General features: G+C 63.3%; 13 protein-coding genes. 3 read left to right on the top strand and 10 right to left on the bottom strand.

All coding sequences use genetic code 11. The features are described from left to right. Nucleotides 1-70 precede the first annotated feature (70 nt). From M0D69_RS29345 to flgB, 10 genes are all read right to left on the bottom strand, one after another. Nucleotides 71-826: a flagellar brake protein gene (locus M0D69_RS29345; protein WP_301785362.1), complete on the bottom strand. Its 756-nt coding sequence runs from the start codon at nt 824-826 to the stop codon at nt 71-73. A gap of 392 nt (nt 827-1,218) precedes the next feature. Next, complete coding sequence (gene flgJ / locus M0D69_RS29350) at nt 1,219-2,235, bottom strand: flagellar assembly peptidoglycan hydrolase FlgJ (protein WP_301785363.1); 1,017 nt, start codon at nt 2,233-2,235, stop codon at nt 1,219-1,221. A gap of 13 nt (nt 2,236-2,248) precedes the next feature. Further along, entirely contained in the window at nt 2,249-3,367 is a 1,119-nt protein-coding gene (locus M0D69_RS29355; RefSeq protein ID WP_301785364.1) for a flagellar basal body P-ring protein FlgI, read from the bottom strand. Between the two features lie 2 nt (nt 3,368-3,369). After that, a complete protein-coding gene (locus M0D69_RS29360) occupies nt 3,370-4,053 on the bottom strand; it encodes a flagellar basal body L-ring protein FlgH (RefSeq protein ID WP_301785365.1) in 684 nt (227 codons plus the stop codon). 46 nt (nt 4,054-4,099) lie between these two features. Continuing rightward, the gene (gene flgG, locus M0D69_RS29365; RefSeq protein WP_301785366.1) at nt 4,100-4,888 is read right to left on the bottom strand and encodes a flagellar basal-body rod protein FlgG; all 789 of its coding nucleotides are present in this window, start codon (nt 4,886-4,888) and stop codon (nt 4,100-4,102) included. A 24-nt stretch (nt 4,889-4,912) separates the two neighbouring features. After that, nucleotides 4,913-5,668, bottom strand: a complete 756-nt coding sequence (gene flgF / locus M0D69_RS29370; protein WP_301785368.1) for a flagellar basal-body rod protein FlgF — start codon at nt 5,666-5,668, stop codon at nt 4,913-4,915. A gap of 34 nt (nt 5,669-5,702) precedes the next feature. Then, nucleotides 5,703-6,962, bottom strand: coding sequence for a flagellar hook protein FlgE (gene flgE, locus M0D69_RS29375; RefSeq protein WP_301785369.1), 1,260 nt, complete (start codon nt 6,960-6,962; stop codon nt 5,703-5,705). Nucleotides 6,963-7,004: 42 nt separating this feature from the next. Beyond that, complete coding sequence (locus tag M0D69_RS29380; protein ID WP_301785370.1) at nt 7,005-7,739, bottom strand: flagellar hook assembly protein FlgD; 735 nt, start codon at nt 7,737-7,739, stop codon at nt 7,005-7,007. Nucleotides 7,740-7,749: 10 nt separating this feature from the next. Next, nucleotides 7,750-8,175, bottom strand: coding sequence for a flagellar basal body rod protein FlgC (gene flgC, locus M0D69_RS29385; RefSeq protein WP_301785371.1), 426 nt, complete (start codon nt 8,173-8,175; stop codon nt 7,750-7,752). Nucleotides 8,176-8,215: 40 nt separating this feature from the next. Continuing rightward, the gene (gene flgB, locus M0D69_RS29390; protein ID WP_301785372.1) at nt 8,216-8,707 is read right to left on the bottom strand and encodes a flagellar basal body rod protein FlgB; all 492 of its coding nucleotides are present in this window, start codon (nt 8,705-8,707) and stop codon (nt 8,216-8,218) included. Between the two features lie 306 nt (nt 8,708-9,013). On the opposite strand from flgB, the gene flgA reads away from it, so the two are divergent. The 3 genes from flgA to M0D69_RS29405 all read left to right on the top strand — a co-directional run bounded on the left by flgA (nt 9,014) and on the right by M0D69_RS29405 (nt 11,640). Beyond that, nucleotides 9,014-10,516 (top strand): flagellar basal body P-ring formation chaperone FlgA, encoded by a 1,503-nt coding sequence (gene flgA, locus M0D69_RS29395; protein WP_301785373.1) that lies wholly within the window; start codon nt 9,014-9,016, stop codon nt 10,514-10,516. A 190-nt stretch (nt 10,517-10,706) separates the two neighbouring features. After that, a complete protein-coding gene (gene flgM / locus M0D69_RS29400; protein WP_301785374.1) occupies nt 10,707-11,036 on the top strand; it encodes a flagellar biosynthesis anti-sigma factor FlgM in 330 nt (109 codons plus the stop codon). Between the two features lie 160 nt (nt 11,037-11,196). After that, on the top strand, nt 11,197-11,640 hold the full coding sequence (locus M0D69_RS29405) for a flagella synthesis protein FlgN (protein ID WP_301785375.1): 444 nt from the start codon (nt 11,197-11,199) through the stop codon (nt 11,638-11,640). Nucleotides 11,641-11,878: the final 238 nt, after the last annotated feature.

Genomic DNA, 11,878 nt, shown 5'->3' on the forward strand with positions numbered 1-11,878 from the left:
TGGAAGAGGTTGGATGCAGAGGCGTGGGCGGAAGCACAGGCAAGCGCGGAGCTTGCCGCCGCCATTTACTTCACCGCGCCAGGGAGCGGCGCTTTATCTCCAGTTGCGTAATCAACCGCTGCAGCGTGTTTTCCGCCGACCCCGGCAGGCTCATGAATTTGAAGCCGAGCGTGTAGCGCAGATCGCCCTTCGAATTCACCGTCTTGCGATTCGACATCAGCTGCAAATCGAGCACCACCTTGCCGGGATTGCTGAAATGCAACTCCACGGACTGCAGGATCAAGCCGACTTCCATGGATGCAACCCGCTCGTCCATGGTTCGCAGCGCAACGCCGCCCAGCGACAGGTCGTTCACTTCAAAGCGAAAACGCTCGCCGTTCGGCAGTTCGCCACTGCAAATGTACGGATCGAGCACCGGCGCTTCCACGCGGAAATACTCGCGACGCTGCATGTAGAACAGCACCGGCGGAAAGTCCGCTTCAAATGCCGGGCGACCGTCGAAAACGATTTCACGCGGCGTGCCGGTGGCGAATTCGACGCGAATCCCATCAGGACTCGCGTGAAACATCAGGTTTTCCGACCTGAGCATGGCGTGGTTCTGCTCGGGGATGCCACCCCAATCGAAGACAAACGTACGCGCGGCCGGCTTCACGTCGAGCAGGCGGGTAACGATCTGCCCCTGGCCATGATCGACAGTCAGGAAATCGGCCCGATTAACAAGGTTGCGTAGGGAAACACCGATCTCCAGCGGATTGCGCCGGCCGAAATCGGGAAGCTCGGACTCGTCGTCTGCGATGTCGGGACCGTTCGACTGATTCATGTTCATAAGGCTAGCCGTGTTCGTTTGCTCGCTCGCGTCTGCGTCCGCAGGACTTTTCGAGCGTCCAACCGGACCCTGCGGATCCGGCACTTCGGTGTTCCATTTAGCGGCAACCAGGCTGAAATATTTAGGGTTGACTGTAAAAAAACATCCCTAACGTCGCATCTGGCGGCCGAAAACGTTCGCAAAGCGCGCAAATAGAAACGAACCAGCACTTTCTCTCCGTTTCGATGCGGCCCGGCCGGCTGCCTTCCGGGCGCACCATGCGCCCGTTCCTCGCCGTCAGCCTGCATCTTCTTTTATTGCGACATTGGCCCCGTCGCTTTTGACACATTACTCGTAATACGTTTTGTTTACCTAAATTAGATGCAGCAAAAGGTGCGCCGGCTCGCACTCGCTCAAGCAATGTGCCGCATGATCGAAATCAACTTTTTAGCGTATTGCGGGTCGGTTGCGTAGCCCGCTTTCTGCATGCCGTGCGCAAAACCGGCGGCGTCGCGTGAGGCTTCCACGACCGGCGCGTAGCGCGGATTGCTCTTGAGCACGCTGGCGTAGTCGGTGAGCGCGTCTTCGTACGAGTCGTAGGAGCGGAATTTTTCCACCACTTTCTGCGCTTTGCCGTGCACGTACTCCGTAGTTACCGCGCTTACGGTCTTGCCGGTCCAGTCGCTGGTCGCCTTGATGCCAAACACGTTGTGGGTCGAGCTGCCGTCGCTGTTCTTGATCTCCCGTTTGCCCCAGCCGGACTCGAGCGCCGCCTGGCCGATGATAAACCGCGCCGGGATCCCGGTCGCCGAGCTGGCGGCCTGCGCGGGCGCGGCCAGACGGTCGACGAACGAGGCGACCTTGTCCGAGCCGACACCGCGCGCGGGCGGCGTCAGCGCGCTGTCGGCGCTATAGCCGCTGCCGCTGAGCGAAGCTTTCGACGACGCCGACGACCCTGCCGCGTTGGCATAGGCCTTCGCCATTGCGTTCATCGCGGCCATGTTGCCGGCATTCGCGCTGCTGTCGCCGCTCGCGCCCGCTCCGTCCGCCGAGGTGGTGGCGCCAGCGTTGCGCATGAGCTGCTTGAGCATCATGTCGGCTACGCCAATGCCCTTCGCGCCCACGTTCTGCGCGAGCTGCTGATCGAGCATCGACGTGAAAGTCGCGCTGTCGTGCGAATCGAAGGGACTGTCGGACGGCGTGGCCTCTCGCATGCTTTTGAGCATCATCTGCGTGAACACTGCGTCGAACTGCTTGGCCGCCGCCTTCAAACCCTGCTGTGGTGCGGCGTTGGCCTGGGCGCGCATGGCGTCAAAACCCTGCACGTCGAGCGCAAACCGGTTCGACAGCGAATTCAGGCCGCTGTTCGTGTCCGCCGTGTTCGTCAATGACAGTGCGTTGTTTGCGGTACCGGTCCCGTTTGTGTTCATGGCCTTGTCGCCTTTAGATAACTTCGAGATCGGCGCGCAACGCACCCGCCGCTTTCATCGATTGCAGAATCGAAATCAAATCCGCCGGCGTCGCGCCGAGGGCATTCAACGCCTTGACGACGTCCGCGAGCGTCGCGCTTGCCGCGACCGTCTTGAGCGCGCCCGAGTCCTGCTTCATCTGGATGCTCGACTGCCGCGCGGCCACGGTCTGGCCGTTCGAGAACGGACCCGGCTGGCTCACGGCCGTCTGCGTGTTGATCACCACCGACAGATTGCCGTGTGCAACCGCGCAGTTCTGCAGCGTGACCATCTGGTTCATCACGATGGAACCCGTGCGCGCGTTGACGATCACCTTGGCTGCGGCCTGCGACGGCCTGACGTCGATATTCTGCAATTGCGCCATGAACGAGACCACTTGGGACGGATCCGTCGGGGCGCGCAACTGGATCGTGCGGCCGTCGAGCGCCATCGCCGTGCCCGTGCCGAAATCGTTGTTCACCGCCGCAACGATCTTCTGCGCGGTGTCGAAGTCCAGGGTGTTGAGTTCCATCGTCATCACGCCGCCGGCTTGCGTCACGGCAGCAGGCACAGCCCGTTCGACGATCGCGCCAGACGGAATGCGGCCCACCGCGAGCTGGTTGACCTGGACCCGGCTGCCGTTGGCGCTCGCGCCCGCGCCGCCGACCGCGAGATTGCCCTGCGCCATGGCGTAGACCTGGCCGTCGGCGCCTTTGAGCGGCGCCATCAGCAACGTGCCGCCGCGCAGGCTCTTGGCATTGCCCAGCGACGACACCGTCACGTCGATGGCTTCACCCGGCCGCGCGAACGGCGGCAGCACGGCCGTCACCATCACGGCCGCGACGTTTTTCAACTGCATGTTCTGCGTGGTCGACGAATTCAGCGTAATGCCGAGGTTGCCGAGCATGTTCACCAAGCTTTGCGTGGTGAACGGCGTCTGGGTGGTCTGGTCGCCGGTGCCGTCGAGACCCACTATGAGGCCGTAGCCGATCAGCGGATTGTCACGCACGCCCTGGAACGAGACCAGGTCCTTGAGGCGCTCCGCCTGCGCGGCCTGCGGAAGTGCAGCAGCGAGCGCCAGCGCAAAGAGAACGAAGCGAAGAACGAGTTTCATGATCAGAAAGGCGCCAGGTTGAGAAAGAAGCGCTGGAGCCAGCCCATGTTTTGCGCCTCGTCGATATAGCCCTTCGCCGAGTATTCGATCTTCGCGTCCGCCACCTGGGTGGAAAAGACCGTGTTGGTGCCGGAGATGGTGGTCGGATTGACGACGCCCGAGAAGCGCACGAATTCGTTGCCCTGGTTGATAAGCATCTGCTTCTCGCCGCTCACTTCCAGGTTGCCGTTGGGCAGGACACCAGTGACAGTGACTGTCAGCGTGCCGTTGAAGGTATTGGCCGCGCTCGCGCCGCCTGTGCCATTAAAGCCGCTTGAGCCGCTGGCGCTCAGGTTGGTGTTGTGGAAGAGGCCGCCGAAGATGCCTGGCGTGACCGGCACGGCGAACGCCTCGCTGGCGTTGCGCGCCGCCGCCGCCGCCGACGACTTCGTCGCATTGACGTTTTCCGCGATCACGATGGTGATGATGTCGCCGGTATTGCGCGGACGCTGGTCCTCGAACAGCGGCCGTCCCGCGTAGCCCGCGTTGTAGATCGCGCCAGGCGACGCCGAATTGAGCGGCGCCGCCGGCGGCCGCGCGGTCATCGGCTGCTGGGTGATCGGCTCTCTGGGCACGAGCGCGCAGGCCGCCAGCGCGACCAGCGCCAGCACCGACGCGCTGCGAGTACGTGAGATAAGTGATGACATCTTCGTGATCCTTCGGCAATGACGCCGCTGATGCGGGCGATACCGCTTAAACCTGCATCTGGCTCAGCGTTTGCAGCATCTGATCCGACGTGGTCACCGCCTTGCTGTTGATTTCATAGGCGCGCTGGGTCTGGATCATGTTCACCAGCTCCTGGACCACGTTCACATTCGACGACTCCACGTAACCCTGTTGCAACTGGCCCGCGCCGTTCAGGCCCGGCGTCACGACGTTGGCGTTCCCGGACGAAGCAGTTTCCGCGAACAGGTTCTCACCGCGCGCGTCGAGGCCGGCTGGGTTGATGAAGGTCGCGAGTTGCAACTGGCCTACGGTGGTGTTGGCCGCGCTGCCCTGCTGCGTGACCGTGACCGTGCCGTCCGAGCCGATCGTCATGCCGGTCGCGGTCGTGGGGATCGTGATGGCCGGGCTCACCGGATAACCGCTCGACGTGACCATCTGGCCTTGCGCATTGGTCTGGAACGAACCGTCGCGGGTGTAGGCCGTCGTGCCGTCGGGCATCGTCACCTGGAAAAAGCCGTTGCCGTTGATGGCGACGTCCTTCGAGTTACCGGTCTGCTGCAGATTGCCCTGCGTGTAGAGGCGCTCGGTTGCGACCTGTTGCACGCCGGTGCCGATCTGGCTGCCCGATGCCAGTTCGGTCTGCTGCGTCGAGTTCGCGCCCGGCTGGCGGACCGTCTGATACAGCAAGTCCTCGAACACCGCGCGCGAACCTTTGAAGCCGTTCGTGGCGACGTTGGCGAGATTGTTCGAGATCACGTCCATCTGCGACTGCTGTGCATTCATGCCGGTCGCGGCGATGTAAAGAGAGCGGTTCATGGTTTTTATCCTGTGAGCTGCGGATTAACTGAAGTCGAGCAGCTTGTTAGCCGACTGATCGTTCTGGTTCGCCGAATCGAGCAACTTGGTCTGCATCTGGAACTGGCGGGCGTTGGTGATCATGTCGACCATCGCGGACACCGCATTCACGTTACTGCCTTCCAGCGACGCCGGGGCCACCGCCACCGCGGGATCGGCGTCGGCGGGCTGGCCGTCTGCGGTGCGAAACAGACCGTCGTCGCCGCGCGCCATGGTCGTCGCATCGGGATTGACGAGCTTTAACTGGTCAACGGTTGCGATCGCTGTCGGCGGGTCGCCCGGAATCAGCGCGTTCACCGTGCCGTCCTTGCCGATCGTGACCGCCGCGCCGGGCGGAATGGACATCGGGCCGCTATTGCCGAGCACCGGCAGGTTGTTCGCCGTCACCAGCTGGCCGTTGGCATCGACATGCAGATTGCCGGCGCGCGTGTACGCCTCCGAGCCGTCGGCCGTCTGCACCGAAAGCCAGCCCGGACCCTGGATGGCGACATCGAGCGGATTGCCGGTCTGCTGGATCGGACCGGGCGTGTAATCGGCGCTCGGCGTGGACGACAGCACGAAGGTGCGTGTGCTTGCGTCCCCGGCCGCGTTGCCCTCGAAATTCATCGGCACTTGTCGAAACGCGGAAAGCTGCGCACGAAACCCCGTCGTCGACGCGTTCGCGAGGTTGTTCGCTGTGACGCTCTGCTGCTCGAGCGCCTGCGCGGCGCCGCTCATCGCGGTATAGATCAGTCGATCCATGTGTGACTCTCTTGTGCCCGGCCTGCGGCGGCGCTTACAGGTTGATGAGCGTCTGGTCGACGGCTTGCTGCGTCTTGATGGTCTGCGCGTTCGCCTGGTAATTGCGCTGCGCCGTGATCAGGTCCACGAGCGAGTTGGTCAGGTCGACGTTCGAGTTTTCCACCGCGCCGCCTTGCAGCGAACCGTGGTTGGTCGAACCGGGCACCGACACCTGCGCCACGCCCGATGCCGCGGTCTGCTGGAAGTTGTTGCCGCCGAGGTTCTGCAAGCCGTTCTGGTTCGCGAACGTAGCCAGCGCGATCTGACCGAGCGCTTGCGTCTTGCCGTTCGTGTACGTGCCCGTCAGCGTGCCGTCCGTGTTGACCGAAAAGCCGGCCAGTTCGCTCGATGAATAGCCGTCCTGGCTGCTGCTCACGAGGCCCGTCGTCGCGCCGTACTGGGTTGTGCCGGCGAATGACATCGACATCGTCTGCACGGCCCCGGCGACGTTGGACGCGGCATCCGGAATCGAAAAGGCGAACGGCGCAATGGCGGTGGCGGGCGGCGTCGGAATTAGGTTGCCCGATGAGTCGAACGTGACCTTGCCGAGATCGCCGGCCGTGCCGGTCGCGGTTCCGGTGACCGGCGTGTTGGCCGTGCCGGTGGTGGCATACGCCTCCCACGATCCCGTCGACTGCTTGACGAAATACACGTTCACGGCATGCGTGCCGCCGAGCGAGTCGTTGACGTTGATCGAGCTGGTGGCGTTGTAGGTGGTCGAGTCGGTCGCGTTGAACGGCGTTGCGCTCGGCACGGTGGCCTGCGAGTTCAGGTTGAACGCAAAACTCACGTTCTTCGTGGCCGACGGCGGCAGATTCGAGTTCGGCACGACAAGCGGCACCGTCGACGCGCTGCTGATGATGCCCTGCGCATTGGCTGCATAACCCATCAGCGTCTGGCCCTGGGCGTTGACGATCGTGCCGTTGGACGCGAGGTTGAAAACGCCATTGCGCGAGTAGACGGTCGCGCCATTAGCCGACATCTGGAAAAAGCCATTGCCGTTGATCGCGACATCCAGCGCCTGGCTCGTCGTGGTGATCGTGCCTTGGCCGAACTGCTGCTGCACTTCCGACATCTGCGAACCGATGCCGATCTGGTTGTTCACGGCGGTGGCCACCGAGTTCGCGTACATATCGGCGAACTGCGCCTGGCCTTGTTTGAAGCCGACGGTGTTCGCGTTGGCAATGTTGTTGCCGATCACATCGAGGTCGTTCGACGCGCCGGACAAACCAGATAAACCTTGTTGGTAACCCATGACGGTCTCCGCTTCTAGAAGAGTGAGCTAATGAATAAGGGCTTAGAGAATCGATGCGATGCTGGTCAACGGAACCGACTTGCCAGTTGAAAGCATGACACCCGTCGTGCCGTCGCCCTGCTGCACCACGCTCTGCACGGTCGAAGCGGACAGCGCGGTCGCCGTAGCTGCTGCGCCGTTGATCGTGCCTGCCGCCGAAATGGTGTAGGTGCCGTCGGGAAGTGTCGCGCCGGTCTTGTCAGTTGGCGTCCAGCCTGTGATCGGCACCACGCCCGCGGACTGCGGCCCGAGGTCGATCGTCTGCACCACCTGGCCGGCGCTGTTCGTGACACTCACCGTCATGTCGCCGAGCGCGTTCGCCGTCTGCGCGCCGAAGCTGGTGGCCTTGCCGCCGCTCACGGTGATGGTGTTGCCCGGGGCGAGCACGGTCGCACCGATCAGCGACGCAGCCTGTGCCGACTGTCCTGCCGACAACTGCGTCGCGAGCGAGCTCAGCGATGTGTTGAGCTGGCCGATACCCGACACCGTGCTGATCTGCGCGAGTTGCGAAGTCATCTGCGAGCTGTCGGCCGGGTTGGTCGGGTCCTGGTTCTTGAGCTGCGTGACGAGCAAGGTCAGGAATGTGTTCTGCAGGTCCGATGCCGACTGACCGCCGGTCGCGCTGGAGCTCGAACTCGCCGCCGATGAACTCGACGAGCTCGTCGTGCCGTTCATGGTGTTGAGCAACGTCTGCGACATCGTCGTGCCGGTGTTGCCGATCGTAGTGTTGGTTGTCACGGGATTGTCCTCAGGTTCCGATCGTCAGGGTCTTAAGCATCAGCTGCTTGGCGGTATTGAGCGTTTCCACATTCGCCTGATACGAACGAGACGCCGAAATCATGTTGACCATTTCCTGCACGGGATCGACGTTCGGCATGGTCACGTAGCCGTCCGTGTTTGCTGCGGGATTGCTCGGGTCGTAGCTGGTTTTCATCGGCGTCGGGTCGTCGATCACGCCCGTCACCTGCACGCCGCCCACTTGCTGGCCGGACGCCGTGCGCGCGCCGCCGAGCGGATCGACGGCGAACACCACCTGCTTCGCCTTGTACGGCTGGCCGTCCGGGCCCGTCGTGCTGTCCGCGTTCGCCAGGTTCGAGGCGGTCACGTTCAGGCGCTGCGCCTGGGCGGACATCGCCGAACCGGCTACGTTGAAGATGTTCAGTAAAGAGGGCATTGCTTCTCCTCGTGGCTTGCCTGTTAGGCGCTGGGGGCGGTCAGTTCGACGTGATCGCCGAGAGCATCGTCTTGATCTGCCCCGACAGAACGGTCATGCCGGCTTCGTAATGCAGCGCGTTGTCCGCGAACTGGACCCGCTCCGAATCCATGTCGACGGTGTTGCCGTCCAGCGCCGGCTGGCTCGGAATCCGGTACGCGAGACGGCCGTAGTCGTCGGTGCTGCCACCGCTTGCTGTGAGCGTCGTATTGCCGGACATATGTCCCGCCGATGTCGTCGCGAGCCCGGCGCCAGCCGAGACGGTTACCGGCTGCGCCATTTGGAGCTGCGCCGTGCCGGAAGCTGTCGGGTCCGCCGTCGCGCCAGTCTTTTTCAGCGCGCCTGCGAGGGCGCTGGAGAAATCGACGTCGCGCGCCTTGTAGCCCGGGGTGTCGGCGTTCGCAATATTCGACGACAGCAACTCCTGCCGGTACGCGCGCACATCCAGCGCTTCGCGGCCGAAGGCAAATTCCTTGTCGAGTTTGTCCAGCATGGCGGTCCTCCTTCAGCTTCGGATGCTTCGGATCTTGTCTGCGATGTTTCACCGTCGATGAAGCCAGGCGCTGGAGCCAAGCGCGGTCATCAAAGACTTTTGCATGAGACGAATCTTAGGAGCGAGACGCAAGATGCAATCAGACGAATAACAGGGAAAGCCGGCCTCTATTCGACGCTTGCCTTTACCCGCCGAAATCTAAAATTCGTCTCGTGGGTTGATCATTTGAGGAATTCCTCGACGTTGGATGAGCGGTTTCTCGTTTTTGGTTTGCCGGATTCGCGGGTTTTGTTTGGGAGAAACACAATGCACAGCTTCGCTGCGCCTGCTCGTAAGCCGGCGGTTCATCGCCTGGCCGCGAACGGCCTGGTGAAAACCGGCGCTGGCGTGTCTCGCCATCCCGCGCTTGCGGTTTGTGTGATTGCGTTCGCCCTCGCGGCCGCTGGCGTGACGACTGCGCATGCGCAGGACACGGGCGGCACGATCATGATTGCCGGTCCCGCTGAAACGAATCCGGCCGCCGTCGTCGCCATGGCAAAAAGCGCGGGCATGTCGGTGGACCCGAACGCGACCACCAACACTAACCAGCCCGCGAGCCCCGCTCAGCCGGCGAAAGCGTCGCGACCGGCTGGCTACGCCGCAGCGGCCAACGCAGCCGATGCCGCCATGCGCGCAGCCGCGCTCGCACTCGATGCCCACGCCGACGCCGCCGATGCATCCTCGTCTTCCAGCGGTTTGATCGTGATTCCGGGTCCGGGCGAGGCGAAGACCGCCACGGCGCCCAAGCTGGCGATGTCGCCGAGCCGGAGCACTGCATCGAACGATGCGCCCGATGCCGGTGGTTTGATCGAGATCCCGGGCAATGGCGAGCCCAAAGCGGCTACTAATATTAGTAACGTTGGAAATAACGTCCGCACTCCGGCCGCAGCCACCGATACCCTGCCGCGCGTCACGATCCAGGCAACCGCCTCGTCGCGCGACGTGATGCCCGTGGTCGTCACGCCCGACGGCGGCGCATCGGCTCAAGGCGCCACGCGCATTGCCACGCGAGGCTTTCAGGCCAGGCCGATTGCTGCCGCGCCCGCAACGCCGGTCGCCGGCATGATGCCCGTTTCGATGCGCCCCGCCGCAGCCATCCGCGCCCCGCTCCAACCCACGCCGGCCACGGCCGACGGATCCAATCAGCTCACCCAGGACGGCGACTCCATCCGCGCTGCCGCGCTCGCCTTCCTGACGCAGCAGGCGGCGGGTTTGCCCGGCAAGGCAGACATCACCGTCACGCCGGTCTTTCCGCGCGGCCTCGCGGCATGCTCGACGCTCGAACCGTTCCTTCCCGCGGGCTCGCGCCTCTGGGGCCGCACCACCGTCGGCGTACGCTGCTCCGGCGAGCGGCCGTGGACGCTCTACCTGCAGGCACGCGTCTCGGTGATGGCCACGTATTACCTCGCCGCGCGCGCCGTGGCGCCCGGCGAAGTGCTGAGCGCCGCCGACCTGATTCCCCGCGACGGCGACCTCACGACCATGCCGCAAGCCATCGTCACGGATCCGTCACAGGCGGTTGGTGCGGTGACGCTGTCGCGGCTCGCAGCAGGCCTGCCGCTGCGCACCGACATGCTGCGCGGCGCGGGCGCCATCGTGATCGGCCAGACCGTGCACGTAGTGACAAACGGCGCGGGCTTTTCAATATCGGCCGAAGGCAGCGCCATGAATAACGCCGCGCCCGGCCAGCAGGTTCGTGTCAAAACAGCCGGGGGACAGATCATTTCCGGCGTCGCGAAAGACGCTTCGACGGTGGAGATCCAGCTTTGAAAAACAATCCGGAAACCGCCTATGTGGGTTATCCCTCACTTGTTTCAAATTGTTGCAATTCCTTATTCGGCTTGCCTGGTAAGGCTGAGCGGGAAATGAGACTGGCTGGCGCGGGTTCCGGGCGGCGGGAAGGTTAAAGTTTTTACGTGGGTGCGCCGATAAAGGGATCACATCGTCAGGGAAGACCATCGTGAAAATCGATTCCAGCAACACTACTCAGATCGCAGCTTTGCAAGAAGCTGCACAGCAGCGCACGGCGCAAGCCGACGCGCAAGGCACCAGCACGACCGGAAGCAGCACTGCCAGCACCGGCAGTCCGCATTCGACGGTGAGCTTGTCGGCGTTATCGACGGATTTGCGCACGTCGGGCACCTCGGACATCGATACGGCGAAAGTCGCGTCGATCAAGGCCGCGCTGAACGACGGCAGCTACAAGGTCGATTCGGGCGCGGTCGCCAACGGCATGCTCAGCAGCGCACATGAATTGATGCAAACGCGTACCCCGCCGGCCGGCGGCTGAACATAACGGCTACGTATCGCAGGCGACGCCCGGAGCGAGCCAGCGACACGTGGACAATAAGTTTCAGATAGACGCATCGTTTCAACGATGCAGCGCCGGGCGGCTTTTTTCGACCTTGGTACCGCTATGAAAGCGGGCCGGTGTTTTTAGCGAGTCGCCCATGAAAGACGCCCTGCTTGCCACTGTGATCGACGAAACCGCTGCCGTTCAGGCGTTCGAGTCACTTCTTGCCCACGAAGGGAAAGCGCTCACGGCGGCCTCGCCGCTCGATACGCTGCCTTCGATCATCGAACGAAAAACTGCCTTGACTGAGCAGCTTGCCGCACTGGAACGCCAGCGCGACGAGCAACTTGGTGCGCTCGGCTTGCCGAAGGGTTTTGTCGGCATGGAGCAAGCCGTCACCGGCAACGAAGCGTTGAGCGCTCATTGGCAGGAATTGCTGGCGGCGGCGGGGCGTGCGCGGCGGGGCAATAACGACATTGGCGTGCTGATCCGCTCGCGCATGGAATACAACCGCAATGCGCTCGCCGCGCTCACCCTGGCGCCGCCCAAGTCGGCCTTCTATGGTCCCGATGGCCGCGTGCCGGGGATTTACGGGGTGTAGATTCGTCAATGCAAATGCGCTGTACTGCGCGCCGGTTCCTGCCCAAGGACCGGCGCGTTTTTCGTTTCGCGCCGCCGCACGGGGCGTCGTGCACGCCCCATCGCCCGAATTACCGCCGTTTCTCCGCCCTGATCAAGCGATGGCCGCTTGCTGCTTTTCGCAATAATCGCTCCACTGGATCAATGCGTCAGGGCTTCTATGAAGCCCCGCAGCGATCGGACTACAACCCCCGAAGTCC

Source organism: Caballeronia sp. SEWSISQ10-4 2 (assembly GCF_030464885.1).
Classification (GTDB): domain Bacteria; phylum Pseudomonadota; class Gammaproteobacteria; order Burkholderiales; family Burkholderiaceae; genus Caballeronia.

Coding starts and splice junctions, on each gene's coding strand:
- M0D69_RS29360 (WP_301785365.1), bottom strand. CDS start 4,053: ATGTCATCACTTATCTCACGTACTCGCAGCGCGTCGGTGCTGGCGCTG.
- flgC (WP_301785371.1), bottom strand. CDS start 8,175: ATGCCCTCTTTACTGAACATCTTCAACGTAGCCGGTTCGGCGATGTCC.
- M0D69_RS29355 (WP_301785364.1), bottom strand. CDS start 3,367: ATGAAACTCGTTCTTCGCTTCGTTCTCTTTGCGCTGGCGCTCGCTGCT.
- flgA (WP_301785373.1), top strand. CDS start 9,014: ATGCACAGCTTCGCTGCGCCTGCTCGTAAGCCGGCGGTTCATCGCCTG.
- flgF (WP_301785368.1), bottom strand. CDS start 5,668: ATGGATCGACTGATCTATACCGCGATGAGCGGCGCCGCGCAGGCGCTC.
- M0D69_RS29345 (WP_301785362.1), bottom strand. CDS start 826: ATGAACATGAATCAGTCGAACGGTCCCGACATCGCAGACGACGAGTCC.
- flgJ (WP_301785363.1), bottom strand. CDS start 2,235: ATGAACACAAACGGGACCGGTACCGCAAACAACGCACTGTCATTGACG.
- flgB (WP_301785372.1), bottom strand. CDS start 8,707: ATGCTGGACAAACTCGACAAGGAATTTGCCTTCGGCCGCGAAGCGCTG.
- M0D69_RS29405 (WP_301785375.1), top strand. CDS start 11,197: ATGAAAGACGCCCTGCTTGCCACTGTGATCGACGAAACCGCTGCCGTT.
- flgG (WP_301785366.1), bottom strand. CDS start 4,888: ATGAACCGCTCTCTTTACATCGCCGCGACCGGCATGAATGCACAGCAG.
- flgE (WP_301785369.1), bottom strand. CDS start 6,962: ATGGGTTACCAACAAGGTTTATCTGGTTTGTCCGGCGCGTCGAACGAC.